The sequence below is a fragment of the Enterococcus sp. AZ095a genome (genome assembly GCF_050546735.1).
In the GTDB taxonomy this organism is placed as follows: Bacteria; Bacillota; Bacilli; order Lactobacillales; family Enterococcaceae; genus Enterococcus_D; species Enterococcus_D entomosocium.
This window is the reverse complement of record NZ_CP172953.1, coordinates 1,022,369-1,037,597: the sequence shown is the minus strand read 5'-3', so window position 1 is coordinate 1,037,597 and position 15,229 is coordinate 1,022,369. Positions and strand designations below refer to the sequence as shown.

The window sequence follows — 15,229 nt, the reverse complement described above, 5'->3', positions numbered from 1 at the left end:
TTCTCCTTTTTAGTATAGCAAAAAGCGACTGTATTGTCTGTATCCTTGAAAGTAAAGAAATACTTAATTCCGCGTCATGACAAGGAATTCATTTGACACGTCTTTCACAGCCTAGTAGAATGTATTGTGATGTAAAATCGTAATTTACCGGTTATACTGGAAAAAGAGAGGACGATTCCTTTGAAAAAAAATAAAGTATCCACCTTTGTGAATACAAGAATGGGCTTTTTTTTCCTATTAGCCCTATTATTTTGGCTAAAAAATATCTTTGCCTATATGGTGGATTTCCACCTAGGTATTGAAAGCAGCATTCAGTACTTCATCTTATTCATCAATCCGATCGCAACGACCTTATTGCTGCTGTCGATCGCATTGTACGTAAGAAGAACCAAAGCAGCTTATATCACCATGCTTGTGATTTATTTCCTGATGACCCTGCTGTTGTTCTCCAACGTTTCGTACTATCGAGAATTCACTGACTTTATTACCATCAACACAATGCTCGGTGTAGGAAAAGTGGCAAGTGGTCTAGGAGAAAGCGCGATTCGCTTGTTCCGTCCCTACGATGTGTTGTATTTTATTGACTTTATCGTGTTAATTGCAGCCTTTTCAATGAAGAAAATCAAAATGGACACTCGTCCTGTACGGGCACGGATGGCTTTCGCCATTTCAACATTGGCTGTCATGGTCTTTTCTGCCAACCTTTTCTTAGCAGAGGCGGATCGTCCTGAATTGCTTACTCGAACGTTTTCTCGTGACTATTTAGTCAAATATCTTGGGATCAACGCCTTTACGGTTTATGATGGGGTACAAACTTATCAAGCTTCGCAAGTACGTGCCGAAGCGAGTCCCAACGACATGAACGAAGTAGAGAGCTATGTTAAAGAACATTACGCAGAACCAAATGATGATCTGTTCGGTATCGCAAAAGGCAAGAATGTCATTTATATTCACTTAGAAAGTGTTCAGCAATTCTTGATCGATTATAAATTGAAAGATGAAGATGGCGTGGAACATGAAGTCATGCCGTTTATCAATAGTTTATACCATAGCGATAGTACCTTTAGTTTTGATAATTTCTTCCACCAAGTAAAAGCTGGGAAGACCAGTGATGCCGAAACATTATTCGAAAATTCCCTGTTTGGATTGAATCAAGGAGCGTTATTCACTCAACTGGGTGGGAAAAATACCTTTGAGGCAGCTCCAGATATTTTAGGTCAAACGCAAGGCTATACCAGTGCTGTTTTCCACGGAAATACCGGTACCTTCTGGAACCGAAATGAAACCTACAAACGGTTTGGCTATGATTATTTCTTCGATGCATCTTATTATGATGTCAATGATGAAAATTCATTCCAATACGGCCTACATGACAAACCGTTCTTTGAACAATCCGTACAATACTTAGAACGTCTGCAACAACCGTTCTATTCAAAATTCATTGCGGTTTCTAACCACTACCCATATTCTGAATTTACCAATGAAGAAGGCGGCTTCCCGCTAGCGAACACTTCTGATCAAACGATCAATGGCTATTTCGCAACCGCGAATTATTTGGATAAAGCCGTGGAAGAGTTCTTCAATTACTTGAAAGAAAGTGGCTTATACGAAAACTCAGTCATCGTTTTATATGGTGACCATTACGGAATTTCCAATTCTCGTAACCGTAACTTAGCAGAATTGCTTGGAAAAACAAGTTCTACATGGACAAACTTTGACAATGCCTCGTTACAACGTGTGCCTTATATGATTCATATTCCAGGACAATCAAACGGCGGCATCAATCATACGTATGGTGGCCAAGTCGATGCCTTGCCAACCCTATTGCACTTACTGGGTGTGGATACATCAAACTATATCCAATTAGGACAAGATTTATTCTCTGATCAAAACGAACAACTGGTTGCCTTCCGCGATGGCGACTTTGTGACACCAGACTACACCTACTACAGCAGTACATTGTATGACAATCGTACCGGCATGCCGATCAACGATCCATCCGATGAATTGCAAGCCAAAGTCGATGAATGGAAAGCCAAAGTCGACAAGCAGCTTTCGGTTTCTGATCAGATCAATAATGGTGACCTTTTACGATTCTACGCGAAAAGCGGTCTAGAAGAAGTTGATCCTTCGACCTATAACTACAAAGACGCCCTTCAGCAAATGATGGACATTGAAAAGAATCTAGGCAGTGATTCAACTAGTGCCTTTTCTCAAAATGGCAATCAATCGACCGTCGATCTGTATCAAACAAAAACCTTCCAAGAATACCAGCAGATGACGGAACAAGATAGCGGCGAGTAAAGTAAGAACAACCAATAATCAATCCAGTAAGGCACCTGCCTTGCTGGATTTTTTTGCACTATTTGATAGGAAAAAGTCGAACTTTCTTGCCACTTTTTTAGCTTCGATATTTTACTACAAGAACTTCATACTTTATTCAAACTCCCCTTTTATACTATGTACTAGGATGAGGTGACTTAGATGAAAACTATACATTTTGCGATTGCCAGCATTTTTTATCATAAAAAAGCCATGGTGCTTTATACGCTTGTATCCTTCTTTGCCGTGATTGGCTTGATCGTGACGTTTGCCTTGATCTATTCGATGGATCAAGTGATCGCTCAAACAAGAGATCTCTTGGCGACAGAAGATCTGCAAACGAAAGTAGCCGAAGAGATCCAACCAGTCACGACAATCTATCATCAACTGTTCTATTTGATTTTTAGTGCCTTTACACTGGTCTTTATTGGCTTTCAAGTTTACTATCAATTATATAAACGCTCGGAATACACAGCTTGGTTAGCAAGTGGCGCCACCACCAGACAATGGGTAGCGATGCAGATCATTGAAATGCTCTTGCCGCTCTTAGCAGCCGCTGTGATCGCCTTTGTCTTATTGCTACTCTTCCAGCCTTATTTCCAGCGGGAATTACTCAGTGGGCATATCATTGCCCTTGATCGAGAGCGTGCTTCTGATAACTTTTGGGAGGCTGTACAAAGTCTTCCTGGACAAGAATTCGCCATTACGATTCCGCAGAATAGTCAAATTCTGGTCCAAAATGTCGATTTGAACAGCACCACTTGGCTTGCTATTTTATTTGAAAGCACACGCCACACACTTGTCGTCTTACTTGCCGCTGTTACCAGTTTTACTGGTTTGATTGCCAGCGGACATAGTCTGTATTGGAGGAAAAAACAATGGAAAAACCAACTCAGCTAACGAAACCAATTGGTTTCTATTATGTTTCGAAAGACAATGAAACAAAAACTTCTGAATTAAGTTTGCTGCTTTCACAAAAAAAAGCCATCTTGATTCGTGCTCAATGGCCTTCCGTTCCCTTTTTATCCGTCATGGACAATGTATCTCTTGCAAATAAAAAAGGGGGCGATTTAGAGGGTGTTCTGCCTTATGTTCAGCTTCCCTTATCGGCTTTGAAAAAAGAGCGGACAGAATTAGGCCCCTTTGAGGAGATCAAAATTCAGCTGCTCTTAGCGTTACTTTCAGAAAGAGAAACCCTTTTAATCGAAAATGTCTTGAGCACGTTAACAACAGAAGAGGTCCAAATCCTGCTACCTTTGTGCCAAGAAATCGCCGAACAATTTGCTGTTGCCATCTATTTGATCCATGAAGACGAATGCTTTGCCCATACGCCCTATACCACTTATCTATAGTTTACATAGCCCTCATACAAAAAGGCTTGCTTGCAAAAGCAAGTCTTTTTGTTTGGGCTGCTGCCAATGAACCGCAAAAAAATCGACCGGCTAAGCGAATTTCTGCCGGTCGATTCCTTATTCTTCATTCAAGTCGATATCTGGAAAAGAGATTTTAAAGGTCGTGCCTTTGCCAAGTTCACTTTCTACACTGATCTTTCCTTTGTGCAGGCGTACGAGCTGTTCAACGATTGATAAGCCTAGACCTGATTCGCCAAATTGACGGTTTTTACGGGACGGATCGACTTTGTAGTAACGATCCCAAATATTTTTGACTTGTTCTTCAGACATGCCGATTCCCGTATCACTGATTTCGATAATCGTTTCTAAATAGCCTTTTTCTATTCGGACCCGAATTTCTCCTTCTTCCGTAAACTGGATCGCATTTTGTAAAATATTGACCATGATCTGGACGAAACGATCATAATCCGCGTAGACATCGATTGGATCGGTTGTTTCTAAAATCAGCACATCTTTGGCAATTTCTGCCTTGCTCTCCAGTTGCGTCAACAGATTTTTGATGGTTTGCGTCGCATCAAATTTTTTGATGACCATCGAGATTTGGTTGGTTCGGATTTTTTCGTAGTCAAGGTTTTCGTTGACAAGACGAATCAAACGATTGGTTTCATTTTTCATCAAGCGGATCGCATTGTCCTTTTGATTTTCAGGAATTGCGTTGTACTCTAAGCCTTCCAATAAGCCATTGATGGTCGTCAACGGGGTACGCATCTCATGAGAAGCATCGGCCATAAATTGCCGACGACGTTCTTCTTGCCGTTCAATTTCTTCTTGAGATTCTTTTAAGGATTTCGTCATTAAATTAAAATCTTCGGCTAATTCATCAAATTCATCCCGATTATGCACCGGCAAGAAAATATCAAAATTGCCATTAGTAATTTCTTTGGTTGCTCGTTTCATTCGATTGATCCGTCTTACTTGGAACGTAGCGAAAAGGTAACTGATCAATAATGAGACAACGATCGAGATCAAACAAACTTTAAACAAGTTTTGATTAAAAGCACTGACAAGATTCAAAATACTGCTTGCCGATTGCGAAACCACCATTACACCGTAAAAATCCGTGCGATTGACAGAAAAAGGTATCAACACATAGGAAGTCAGTTCTTTTTCCCCGTATAAATTTGTGGCGGAAGTCAGTTGTAGACGCGCCCCATTTTCTAAGGATTGCCAGTCTTTTTCAGAGATCGGAAAATCAACAGCATGAGCGGTATCTAGTGGATAAATAATGTCATCAGGACTTTTAAAGAAAGCAAAGGAGATATCTTGGTTGCTCAAAATATTCTCAGCCAAACGCAAGGAATACTGTAGATAGCCATCCCGGGTCATATTTTGCTGTAAATATTCTGAATCACTGATTTGCGAAATCGTCGCGACCGACGAAGCATACCCCATTAACTGCTCATAATTCCGTTCTTGTAACGTTTGGCGTGTCATTTGAGTAAACGCAATACCAATCGTCATCAAGATCACGAAGATCACCACGAAAAATGCAATCAGCTGTTGATACAGGTAGCGCATTAAGCAGCACCCGCATCATCAAATTTGTACCCAACGCCCCAGACGGTTTGAATGATCTGTGGCCCCACTTTTTCAATTTTTTGTCTTAGTTTTTTGATGTGTGCATCAACGGTCCGTTCATCGCCAAAGTATTGGTAATCCCAAACCAGTTCTAACAGCTGTTCTCTCGAAAACACTTGTCGCGGTTTTTTCGCTAACGTATAAAGCAAATCAAATTCTTTCGGCGTCAACCCATCGATGGGTTTGCCATTTAAATAGGCTTCCCTTGTTTTTGTGTTCATTTTGAAATGATCGGTGACGATATCAAAGGTAGCATCGGAAGCTTCAGGTGTTGTTTTTTCAACCAATTCACTGCGGCGGTGTAATGCCTTGATCCGTGCAATCAAGGTCAATGGACTAAAGGGTTTCGTCACATAGTCGTCCGCCCCCATCTCTAACCCGATGACTTGGTCGCTTTCTGAATCACGGGCCGTCAACATAATAATAGGAACTGTACTAGAGATTTTACGAATTTCGCGCGCCACCATCATGCCGTCCATGGAAGGAAGATTCAAGTCAAGGGTGATCATATCCCACTTGTCTGGTTCAGCAGCAAAGGCCTCTAGTCCTTCTTTGCCATCGTATTTAAATACTGCTTCCCATCCTTCATTCAAGAAAAACATTTGCATCATTTCAGAAACAGATTCATTGTCTTCAATCATTAATATATTCATTTTCTTCACCTCTATGTTCTTTATCAAATCGTTGCAGATTTTCTTCGATCAGGCCAAAGATCGGCACGATGAACCAAGGGATCACGATCATTTCAACTAGAAAAAAATTGGTCCATTCTTGCCATTTCAAGACAAACCCAATGAGCGCCATGATTCCGCCAAAAAGCAGAAAGAATCGGGCAGATAGTTTTTGGGCCTGTCGCCAATTGCGTTCATTTTGTTTTGCTAGATAGGAACGATATCCATAAATAAGGTTCATTTTTTTTGATGGAAAAAGAAAAAAAGTGAGACCAATCAAGAAAAAAATGCTGCCAATTACTAAAAAAATCATCGTTTCACTCCATTCTTCCTATAGTATACTCGAATTTCTTTCTTCTACCAACAACTTCACCGATTATTCATAAAGGTTTGCCTTTTTTTCAATCTTTGATAAGATTGTGAGTGGACTATGACTATAAACCTTAGGAGTAAGATACATGACCTATAAAGCATTAACTTTTTTTGATCTTGACGGTACACTTTTAGATGAGCACTCGCAAATCACTTCGGAAATTGCTGAGGCGATGGCGAGGTTGCGAAAAAACCAAGTACTGCCGATCATTGCAACAGGCAGAACCGAACCTGAAGTTACCGCTATTCGTGAAGCAGCTGGTATTACCTCGAACATCGTCATGAACGGTGCTTTTATCCGCATTGATGGCAAAGAAGTTTTTTCCGATACCCTTGAGCCTGAGCTTTGCGCACGGATGTACCAAGCCGTCAAAGACAATGGCGATGAGCTGTGTTATTACAATGAGAAAGGCTATTGGGCGACTGGTCACACCGAGGAAATGGTTGGTGCATATAACTACGTCCGTAGCCCTCTACCAGAAATCGATCCTCTGCATTATGAAACTGATCGGACCAATATGTTGTTGGTTTTAGGTGTCGGCAACGATGCTTATTATCATGAGCGTTTTCCCGAACTAACCTTTTATCGTAATACGCCCTTTTCAATCGATGTCGTAAAATCCGGGACTTCTAAAGGGACTGGCGTAAAAACCTTGGTAGAATTATTGGGTCTAGAAGATGTACCTACCTTTGGCTTTGGTGACGGCAGCAACGATTTCGCCCTTTTAGAAGCTTGTGACCACAAGATTGCAATGGGAAATGGGATTCAAGAGTTAAAAGAGCTGGCAGACTTCGTGACCTTGAAAAATACCGAAGGCGGGATCGTACACGCCCTGAAACATTTTGACTTAATCTGATTCTTTGCACACGCACGAAAATATGGTATACTAGTGAATGGTAGCGATACCCCTTTTATCAAGGGGATGTTACGGATTCGACAGGCATAGTTGAGCCTGAATTGCGCTTCGTAGGTTACGTCTACGTTAAAACGTTACAGTTAAATATAACTGCTAAAAACGAAAACTCTTACGCTTTAGCTGCCTAAAAACAGTTAGCGTAGATCCTCTCGGCATCGCCCATGTGCTCGAGTAAGGGTCCTATTCTAAGTGGGATACGTTTTATCTTTCCGTCTGTAAGATAAAAAAGAGATCATCAGACTAGCGATACAGACTGCCTGTCACTCGGCAAGCTGTAAAGCGAATCTACAAATGAGTTGACTATGAGCGTAGATTTTTAGGTAGCAATATGTTTGGACGCGGGTTCGACTCCCGCCATCTCCATTTTAAACTGTCAGTAAGTGACACTAAGAGCCAAAACCTTGATTTTACAGGGTTTTGGCTTTTTACTTGTGCCAGTATGTGACACTATTTGACTACCAATCTAAATAGTTTTTTCAAAAGCACGCAAAAAAAATCCCGCCACTCCGAAAAGTGGTGGGCTAGAAGTGATGCCGTCCGCTGGCGTGCTTCCTAAATCCTTCTGTGTCGCCTTCTCTGATTTCTATAGGATATAAAAACAAAGAGAACCTTAGAATAGTCACGTCGCTACAGTGTGATTACGATATTCTAAGTGTTCTCTTTTTTGCCTTAGCCTACTTTTCAAAAAGTTATTTTTTCGTGAGTCTGATAATTTCTGAAATATCGTCAATTTCTAATGCATTAGCGATTCTTTCAATATGTTGAAGGTAAACTTTCTCTCGTTTTCCATTTGCCAGCTTATTAATAATCGAAGGTTCAATATCCGATAAGCGTGCTAACTCTCTTAGAGAAATTCCTCGGCTTTTTACAAGCTCTTTTAAGCCTATTTCTATTCTTCTGTTCATGTGTTCCCCACCTTTTCTGCAAACAGATGTTGTTCCTAGAGACATCATATAGTAAAATAGGATTAAAAGTGGTGTCTATACAAACATCAATAAAATCAGAATGGAGGCGTTACGTTGAAAGAAATAGAAAAGATGGGTATTAAGACGAGTAATAAGCAGCCGGTAAAAGAAATTAGCTACCAGGACATATATGGTTTAGGAGATACTTTGGAGCAATTGAAATCTTGGCAAGAACCACTCGGTGTATTAGAAAAATTTTTCAGTGACAAAAAAAGACCCGTGAATAAGCAGAAAATCATCCGAGATTATCATGCCTGCTCCTTATTATTCCATGTTTTTCTCACAGACTTAGGTAGCTCCCTCGAAAAACTGGAACTCCAGATTGGTGATTTAAAGACTCGAAGAAAAGTTTAATACCAGAACGATAGGTTGAGCTCCTATCAAGGTATAGACTATCGTTCTCTTTGCTAATTGGTTTGATAATTGAAAATGTTTAACAGCTTATTCCCTTAGTTCTTCCCATTTGATATGATGAAAGCATCAAACGAAGGACGTGATTAGATGAAACTAACCTTACTGGCTCCCTCTTTTTCTGTCATCCAAGTAAAGAGTATTGATCCTTCGATACTGAAGATTGTTCCTCTTTTTTTTGCCCATACGTCAGAAGAACTTTCTTTGGTGTTACCAACTGCAAACGTTCCAGCTGAAACGCTAAACAGAGAAGATGGATGGAAAGCGATGAAAATAATTGGTGTGCTGGATTTTAGCTTGATTGGCATTATTGCAAAAATCTCTTCCCTTCTAGCCGAGGAGTCAATCAGTATTTTTGCTGTTTCTACCTTCAATACTGATTATATTTTAATCAAGGAGCATCAGGTAGAACAAGCTCGTACTGTTTTAACCGCCAATGATTATTCTTTTGTCAATTGAGAAAAAACTTTTTCTTCCTTACTACAAGTTACTCTCGATCGCTTTATGAAATACAAAAGAACGACTGAACCAAAGAAGTTCAGTCGTTCTTTTGTATTTCACTTGTCGTTGAAGAAAGATAAGAGTACTGGGTATCCCAAATAAAAGACTTCCCCAAGCTTTCATTTTCCCCAGTACTCTTCATTGCTCGTTGTTAAGATAATCATAATACAAAAATGATTTTTATTCAATAACTATGCTTTAAAAATAAACAAAATGCTATTTTGTGACAATTTATAGGGGTTTCACTTCATTTCTAGCTAATATTCCCTATATCTGTTTATATTCTAAATCGTTACGTGAAGCATCAGTTGATGAGATGCGATCCCTTCGATAGCGATCCTCCTTCTTTTAAAGTTTTGAATTTGAGGAAATTCAGCCTTGTCAATCTCGCATTCCCATGCTAACATGAATATGCAAACGTTAACATTAAAATGCACACGTGAACATTAGTTTGAGGAGGATTTTTAATGGCAAAAATTACAGATGTACAAACAGCGTATTATCGGATACCTCTTCCGGAAATCATGGAAGATGCGAAGCACGGCTTACACACCCACTTTGAAGTGCCTATCGTCAAGATCGTTACTGATGAGGGACGTGAAGGTGTGGGCTATACGTATACTGGTGGCTTCGGTGGCGAATCGATTGCCAAACTGATCGACAAAGAACTAAAAGCAATCCTCTTAGGGAAAGATCCAGCATGTGTGGAGGCCTTGTGGGATCAGATGAACTGGGGCATTCACTATGTTGCCAGAGGCGGTTTAGCGAGTTTCGCCATTGCGGCTTGTGATATTGCCTTATGGGACTTACGCGCGAAAAAAGCACAAGAACCCCTCTACAAACTTTTAGGCGGCGCAAGTAACAAAGTCAAATGCTATGGTGGTGCGATCGATCTAAACTTTTCTCTTGAAAAACTCTTAGCCAATAATCAAAAATATTTAGACATGGGATTAAAAGCGGTCAAAATCAAATTGGGCCAAAAAACACTTGCCGAAGATATTGCTCGAATAAAAGCGGTCAGAGAATTGATTGGTCCCGATGTTGTCTTTATGGTGGATGCCAACATGAGCTGGTCTGTTGAAAAAGCGATCAAAGCCGCCAAACTGATGGCGCCTTATGACATTTTGTTCCTTGAAGAACCAACAATCCCCGAAGATTACGAAGGCTACGCTCGTATCGCTAAAGAAGGGCAAATTGCAGTCGCAGGCGGGGAAAACTTGCGCACCCCTATTGAGTTTGCTCATATGATCAAATATGGCAATGTCGATTTTCCACAACCCGACGCTTCCAATTGCGGTGGGATCACCGGCTGGTTGAAAATTGCTGCCTTAACACAAACAAGTAACTTATCTGTTTCTACACATGGCATGCAGGAATTACACGTCAGTCTACTGGCGGCGATGCCTAATGCTGGGTATCTTGAAATGCACAGTTTTCCAATCGATCAATACACCACGAGACCATTAGTGATCGATCCATCCGATGGCCGTGCGATTGCACCAGAAGAACCAGGGATTGGTGTCATATTTGACTGGGAGAAACTTGCTCCTCATAAACAACCCTTTTAACTGAAAACCCACGATTATTTCCTTTAGGATTAGGAAATAATCGTGGGTTTTTATTACAGAATCAATGGCTTTTCTTCAAATGGAAGCCACCGTTCATCAATAAGGGAACGATACCAAGCGGCTGATTTTTTTAATGACCGGGTCCGTTCTTCATTTAACTCAATTCGGACGAGACCATAGCGGTTCTTAAATGCATTCATAGGTGAAACACAATCGGTAAATGCCCAAAGCATATAGCCTTCGCAGTTGGCGCCTTCCTCGACGGCTTTTAGCAGCCAGTAAAGATGTTCGGTAATAAACTGAATCCGATAATCATCTTGGACTTGACCTGTGGCATCCATATACTGTTCTTCATTTTCCCGCCCCATACCATTTTCAGTGATCAGCCATGGAATATTGCCATAATTTTCTTTAAGATAATTAGCCATATCGTACATGACCTTCGGATAGATTTCCCAGCCACGGGAGTTATTCATTTGTTTTCCTGGCAAATCAAATGTCTCATAAAACATTTCTGGATGAAATGGTGTATCCGAATGCCATTGATATCGTGGTGCCCGCACGCGTTTCGGGTAGTACTGATTGACACCTAAGAAATCCACCGTATGGGTGCGGATCGTTTCCAAATCTTCTTCTGTCGGATCAAAGTAGATGTCATAGGTTTGGCAAAGTGTGATAAGTTCCTCTGGATAATGACCTTTGACCATTGGATCAAAAAAGATCCGGTTGAAAAAGAGATCATACATTTTTTGCGCTTTTTGATCCTCCGGTGAGGAAGAGCGTGCGTAAACCATTTCTGGATTTAGCACACAACCGATGCGCCCCTCGTAGCCCTTTTCATGATAGACAGCCACCGCTTGGGCGGACGCCAATACTTTGTGATAGTTCCAAAGCATCCATTTTTTTGTGTTTTGCTCATGGGGCCAGCGGATCGCATCGAGATAGCAACGAGTCTGAATAACGATCGGCTCATTGAAGGTAAACCACTGTTTGACTCGATCACCGTAACGCTCGAAGGCGATTTCGGCATAACGGGTATATAGATCGACCACTTTCCGCGAGCTCCAGCCATCATAGGCATCCATCAAACTAGCTGGCAGTTCATAATGTTCCAAACAAAGCATCGGTTCGACGCCAGCCGCAAGCAATTGGTCGATAAGCTGATCGATATGAGCAGCATAGTCTTCGTCAACGATCAGCTGTTCATGGTCGGTAAAGAAGCGCGCCCAGTTGATCGATGTTCGGTAATGGGTCAAATGAACCTCCTGCATCAGTTCAACATCCTCTGAAAACTTTTCCATAAAATTCGTCGCAACAGCCGGCCCGTAGCCATTATGCCAGACAAAGCGTTCTTCTTTGTACCAGCGGTCGAGATACGAATCTTGCCCTTCTTTCTTTCCTTGCCAGCCTTCTGTCTGCCAAGCAGACGAAGCAGCCCCTAAAATAAATGTTTCAGGTATTTTTACCATTTTTTTAAAACTCCTTTATGCAACTTCATTGGTCGTACGATTCATTACCAAAACAAAAGGTAGATAGATCAAAATCGCCACGACAATACAGATCACTTGCGTGATCACAGCCCCGATATCCCCAGCAGTAGCTAGATAAGCATTGACGATCGGTGGCATCGGCCATGGGACCATTACCACCGCTTTAGCGGCAAAGCCTAGACTTGTCGCCACGTACCCAATCGTTCCTGTTACTAACGGTGTCAGGATAAAGGGAATCGCCAAAATGGGATTCAGCATAATTGGCATTCCGAAGATCACTGGCTCATTGATATTGAAAATCCCAGGTGCTAATGACAATTTAGTGATTTGGCGCATGTCCTCCCGTTTACTGACGATCAAAATTGCAATCAGCAAACCAATCGTCACGCCAGAGCCGCCCATACTCATATACATATCCCAAAACGGCATCGTAATGATATTGGGTACTTCTTTCCCAGCTTCAAAAGCTTCCGTGTTGACGGCGATCGCTGCCAGCAACAATGGTTCTCGAATGGGTTTGACCATCTGGTTCCCATGAATCCCGATGACCCAAAAGACTTGTGCGATAAACATCAACAACAAGATGCCTGGTAAGCCTTGGACGATTCCTTCCAGTGGTCGTTGGACGACATTGTAGATGATATCGTAGGCATACATCCCTGTGAGTGCTTTGATAGCAAAACCAGCGGTGGCGATGATGGTCACGGTGAAAATCGTTGGAAACAATGCCGAAAAACTTGCCGAAACATTCCCTGGAACACTATCAGGCATCGTGATCTGCAGCCGTTTTTGTCTTCCTAGCCACGCATAAAGCTCGATGGAAACGATTGCAACGAACATGCCTAAAAATAGACCTTTCGTGTCCGTGTATTGCTTAGCCAGCACGTTTTCGGCAACCACCGTCGCATCTTCGTGCAAAAATTCAAAGATCATTGGATTAACAGAAAGATAAGACATCACGGCGATGATTCCTGGAAAGACCCCAGAAATCTTATTTAGTTTTGCTAGCTCAATCCCAATCAAAAACACTGCATAGATCGTTAAGAAACTCAATGTCACATAACTGACCGCAGATGAGATTGGTTTTAAACTTTCTAAAAAGCGCAGTACCTCGATTTGTGCCAATCCATTTTCAGCATCAAAAACCATTGCTGAAAACAATGTACCAAATGCCCCTGTAATGATTACTGGAATCAAAGCAGCAAAGGCATTTTTAATGACCATGATGTAGCGTAAATTGTTGATCCTGTTGGCAAATTTTCCCAAAACGTCAGCGAGTCGATCCATAAATCCTTGCATAAAACTCCCTCCTATACCTTATTCTTCAATTGATGGAAAACGATTACATTACAAATGTAATTCATTTATTGAAGAATGTAAACGCAGGAAAAGCCTTTAAAACAGGGTATGTAAAGCTCCACGTTTACATACTTCGTTTTATCACTTATTATTATTTTGAGGTGAAGCAAATGGCGAACTACCATGACATCGCTGCCGATTTACGGAGCAAAATCAATCACGGGTTTTACGAAGAAGAGAAAAAATTGCCGAAGCAATCCGAACTGGCTGCGGATTATCAAACGAGCCGCGTGACGATTCAAAAAGCATTGAATATTTTACAAATGGAAGGCATTATTTACGGTAAAAAAGGCACGGGTACGTTTATCAGGGATTCCTATTCAACCTTCGATTACAACGCCAAGATCAATCGCGGGCTGACCAAGCGCCTTGGAGAAACAGGAAAGATCACCAGCAAGATCATTTCTTTTGCCATTCTTTTTCCCGATGAGAAAGAACAAGAAAAACTAAACATTCGCAGTGACCAGCAAATTTATGATATCGTTCGTTTGCGTCTATTTGACGATATACCCGTTGTTTTAGAATATACCATCATGCCGCTTCATGTCATTCCTGGCATTACCGAAGAAGTCTTAGCCTCTTCCGTCTATAGCTACATCACGAACCAACTCCACTCCTCGATTGGAACATCTGTCCGTCGTATCAAAGCGGATCGTGCAGACACCTACGACCAGCAATACTTAGCTTGTGCTGCCACCGATCCCATTTTAGAAGTGGAACAAACGGTTTACCTCGGCGATGGGACGCCTTTTGAATTTTCCCAATCACGGCACCGCTATGATATGGGGGATTTTATTGTTGTAAATAATTAATACGCTGCGTATCGATCCTCACTCAGAGGCACTCGATACGCAGCGTATTTTACTTAAAATACTGCTGATAGACTGTTTGACCAATTTCTCTTAGCCAACTGATCCCTCGGCCACTACCGGCTTTATCATAGGAAAATGCCGCAATGATGATCGTCGTTTCATTGGCTTGTAAATATGCTACATCGTGTTCGATGCGGTCAAGACGACCTGTCTTATTAAAAATGCGGCAAGAAGGCTGCGCAGTTTCAGCAAAATTCCCCGCTAATCCATCTTGAAATTGCTGCTGATTTAAAGGTGAAAATCCTAGTGCAGCTTCTTCTCGTTCCACACACCTTAGTAGCAGTTTGGCAGCCACCGAGGGTGTCAAGCGGTTCTCTTTGTCTTTGATCGGTCGCATCATATACCGTTCAAATTGGATCTCCGGCTCCTGAATCCATGCCTGAAGCGTGGGCAACCCTACTAAGTCCAATAGTACATTGGTCGCAGTATTATCAGATACGGCGATCATTGCCGTGAGAAGTTCACTGATGGTCCAACCTTTCTTCTGAGGAAAAAGACGGATCACCCCAGCACCCCCTGTCAGATCAACAGGGCTCACACAAATTACCTGTTGGGGATCGATCTTTTTTTCGATGATTTGTTCAAGATAATACGCGTACAAAACAAGCTTACTAATACTCGCTGCCGAAAACGACTTTTGACCCTGATAGTCAACAAGACATTCCGTTGGCGTACCGATCCATACCCCCATTTCCAACGTTGCCTGGTAGTTTTTTAGAATAGGATCAATTGCTACACGCAAGTCATCTTTTCCCATCAAATGCCCCTTTCCTTACGATCATGAAAAGAAT

Annotated in this window: 15 protein-coding genes and 1 other RNA gene; 9 read left to right on the top strand and 7 right to left on the bottom strand. The window is 41.6% G+C overall.

Annotation, left to right across the window (positions count from 1 at the left end):
* The first annotated feature begins 219 nt into the window (after positions 1–219).
* The 3 genes from IGJ26_RS04700 (at position 220) to IGJ26_RS04690 (ending at position 3,674) form a co-directional block, all read left to right on the top strand.
* Complete coding sequence (locus IGJ26_RS04700) at positions 220–2,304, top strand: LTA synthase family protein (RefSeq protein WP_016613914.1); 2,085 nt, start codon at positions 220–222, stop codon at positions 2,302–2,304.
* Between the two features lie 180 nt (positions 2,305–2,484).
* Positions 2,485–3,222, top strand: coding sequence for a hypothetical protein (locus tag IGJ26_RS04695; RefSeq protein WP_005237197.1), 738 nt, complete (start codon positions 2,485–2,487; stop codon positions 3,220–3,222).
* Positions 3,201–3,674: a hypothetical protein gene (locus tag IGJ26_RS04690; protein WP_005237198.1), complete on the top strand. Its 474-nt coding sequence runs from the start codon at positions 3,201–3,203 to the stop codon at positions 3,672–3,674. Before IGJ26_RS04695 ends, IGJ26_RS04690 begins: the two co-directional genes overlap by 22 nt.
* A gap of 117 nt (positions 3,675–3,791) precedes the next feature.
* Here IGJ26_RS04690 and IGJ26_RS04685 read toward each other — a convergent pair whose 3' ends face one another.
* The 3 genes from IGJ26_RS04685 to IGJ26_RS04675 are packed head-to-tail and all read right to left on the bottom strand — an operon-like array spanning position 3,792 to position 6,296.
* Positions 3,792–5,252 (bottom strand): sensor histidine kinase, encoded by a 1,461-nt coding sequence (locus tag IGJ26_RS04685; protein ID WP_016619861.1) that lies wholly within the window; start codon positions 5,250–5,252, stop codon positions 3,792–3,794.
* Positions 5,252–5,965 (bottom strand): response regulator transcription factor, encoded by a 714-nt coding sequence (locus IGJ26_RS04680; protein WP_005237200.1) that lies wholly within the window; start codon positions 5,963–5,965, stop codon positions 5,252–5,254. Before IGJ26_RS04680 ends, IGJ26_RS04685 begins: the two co-directional genes overlap by 1 nt.
* On the bottom strand, positions 5,946–6,296 hold the full coding sequence (locus tag IGJ26_RS04675) for an SdpI family protein (RefSeq protein WP_005237201.1): 351 nt from the start codon (positions 6,294–6,296) through the stop codon (positions 5,946–5,948). The genes IGJ26_RS04680 and IGJ26_RS04675 overlap by 20 nt, the downstream gene beginning before the upstream one ends.
* Before the next feature lie 145 nt (positions 6,297–6,441).
* Between IGJ26_RS04675 and IGJ26_RS04670 the strand changes: the two genes are divergently transcribed.
* Together IGJ26_RS04670 and ssrA are read left to right on the top strand one after the other, a co-directional pair.
* Positions 6,442–7,212, top strand: coding sequence for a Cof-type HAD-IIB family hydrolase (locus tag IGJ26_RS04670; protein WP_016619858.1), 771 nt, complete (start codon positions 6,442–6,444; stop codon positions 7,210–7,212).
* A gap of 62 nt (positions 7,213–7,274) precedes the next feature.
* Positions 7,275–7,638: a transfer-messenger RNA gene (gene ssrA / locus IGJ26_RS04665) on the top strand.
* A gap of 323 nt (positions 7,639–7,961) precedes the next feature.
* On the opposite strand, the gene IGJ26_RS04660 is transcribed toward ssrA, so the two are convergent.
* Positions 7,962–8,177: a helix-turn-helix domain-containing protein gene (locus IGJ26_RS04660; RefSeq protein WP_034872498.1), complete on the bottom strand. Its 216-nt coding sequence runs from the start codon at positions 8,175–8,177 to the stop codon at positions 7,962–7,964.
* Positions 8,178–8,291: 114 nt separating this feature from the next.
* Here IGJ26_RS04660 and IGJ26_RS04655 point away from each other — a divergent pair, with 114 nt between their 5' ends.
* The 3 genes from IGJ26_RS04655 (at position 8,292) to IGJ26_RS04645 (ending at position 10,717) form a co-directional block, all read left to right on the top strand.
* Complete coding sequence (locus IGJ26_RS04655; protein ID WP_016613909.1) at positions 8,292–8,591, top strand: hypothetical protein; 300 nt, start codon at positions 8,292–8,294, stop codon at positions 8,589–8,591.
* Between the two features lie 147 nt (positions 8,592–8,738).
* Positions 8,739–9,107, top strand: a complete 369-nt coding sequence (locus IGJ26_RS04650; protein WP_005237205.1) for an ACT domain-containing protein — start codon at positions 8,739–8,741, stop codon at positions 9,105–9,107.
* Between the two features lie 509 nt (positions 9,108–9,616).
* Complete coding sequence (locus IGJ26_RS04645; RefSeq protein WP_005237206.1) at positions 9,617–10,717, top strand: mandelate racemase/muconate lactonizing enzyme family protein; 1,101 nt, start codon at positions 9,617–9,619, stop codon at positions 10,715–10,717.
* Between the two features lie 53 nt (positions 10,718–10,770).
* Here the strand turns inward: IGJ26_RS04645 and IGJ26_RS04640 are convergent, their stop codons facing one another.
* Together IGJ26_RS04640 and IGJ26_RS04635 are read right to left on the bottom strand one after the other, a co-directional pair.
* Positions 10,771–12,186 (bottom strand): glycoside hydrolase family 1 protein, encoded by a 1,416-nt coding sequence (locus IGJ26_RS04640; protein WP_008377640.1) that lies wholly within the window; start codon positions 12,184–12,186, stop codon positions 10,771–10,773.
* Between the two features lie 15 nt (positions 12,187–12,201).
* Positions 12,202–13,506, bottom strand: a complete 1,305-nt coding sequence (locus IGJ26_RS04635) for a PTS sugar transporter subunit IIC (RefSeq protein WP_430599898.1) — start codon at positions 13,504–13,506, stop codon at positions 12,202–12,204.
* 170 nt (positions 13,507–13,676) lie between these two features.
* Between IGJ26_RS04635 and IGJ26_RS04630 the strand changes: the two genes are divergently transcribed.
* Positions 13,677–14,378, top strand: coding sequence for a GntR family transcriptional regulator (locus tag IGJ26_RS04630; protein ID WP_042890247.1), 702 nt, complete (start codon positions 13,677–13,679; stop codon positions 14,376–14,378).
* Between the two features lie 49 nt (positions 14,379–14,427).
* Here the strand turns inward: IGJ26_RS04630 and IGJ26_RS04625 are convergent, their stop codons facing one another.
* Positions 14,428–15,195, bottom strand: a complete 768-nt coding sequence (locus tag IGJ26_RS04625; RefSeq protein WP_005237210.1) for a serine hydrolase — start codon at positions 15,193–15,195, stop codon at positions 14,428–14,430.
* Between the last annotated feature and the right edge of the window lie 34 nt (positions 15,196–15,229).

What these genes read in the sequence shown, in the direction of transcription:
- IGJ26_RS04700 (WP_016613914.1), top strand. Translation starts at nt 220, where the DNA reads ATGGGCTTTTTTTTCCTATTAGCCCTATTATTTTGGCTAAAAAATATC.
- IGJ26_RS04695 (WP_005237197.1), top strand. Translation starts at nt 2,485, where the DNA reads ATGAAAACTATACATTTTGCGATTGCCAGCATTTTTTATCATAAAAAA.
- IGJ26_RS04690 (WP_005237198.1), top strand. Translation starts at nt 3,201, where the DNA reads ATGGAAAAACCAACTCAGCTAACGAAACCAATTGGTTTCTATTATGTT.
- IGJ26_RS04685 (WP_016619861.1), bottom strand. Translation starts at nt 5,252, where the DNA reads ATGCGCTACCTGTATCAACAGCTGATTGCATTTTTCGTGGTGATCTTC.
- IGJ26_RS04680 (WP_005237200.1), bottom strand. Translation starts at nt 5,965, where the DNA reads ATGAATATATTAATGATTGAAGACAATGAATCTGTTTCTGAAATGATG.
- IGJ26_RS04675 (WP_005237201.1), bottom strand. Translation starts at nt 6,296, where the DNA reads ATGATTTTTTTAGTAATTGGCAGCATTTTTTTCTTGATTGGTCTCACT.
- IGJ26_RS04670 (WP_016619858.1), top strand. Translation starts at nt 6,442, where the DNA reads ATGACCTATAAAGCATTAACTTTTTTTGATCTTGACGGTACACTTTTA.
- IGJ26_RS04660 (WP_034872498.1), bottom strand. Translation starts at nt 8,177, where the DNA reads ATGAACAGAAGAATAGAAATAGGCTTAAAAGAGCTTGTAAAAAGCCGA.
- IGJ26_RS04650 (WP_005237205.1), top strand. Translation starts at nt 8,739, where the DNA reads ATGAAACTAACCTTACTGGCTCCCTCTTTTTCTGTCATCCAAGTAAAG.
- IGJ26_RS04645 (WP_005237206.1), top strand. Translation starts at nt 9,617, where the DNA reads ATGGCAAAAATTACAGATGTACAAACAGCGTATTATCGGATACCTCTT.
- IGJ26_RS04640 (WP_008377640.1), bottom strand. Translation starts at nt 12,186, where the DNA reads ATGGTAAAAATACCTGAAACATTTATTTTAGGGGCTGCTTCGTCTGCT.
- IGJ26_RS04635 (WP_430599898.1), bottom strand. Translation starts at nt 13,506, where the DNA reads ATGCAAGGATTTATGGATCGACTCGCTGACGTTTTGGGAAAATTTGCC.
- IGJ26_RS04630 (WP_042890247.1), top strand. Translation starts at nt 13,677, where the DNA reads ATGGCGAACTACCATGACATCGCTGCCGATTTACGGAGCAAAATCAAT.
- IGJ26_RS04625 (WP_005237210.1), bottom strand. Translation starts at nt 15,195, where the DNA reads ATGGGAAAAGATGACTTGCGTGTAGCAATTGATCCTATTCTAAAAAAC.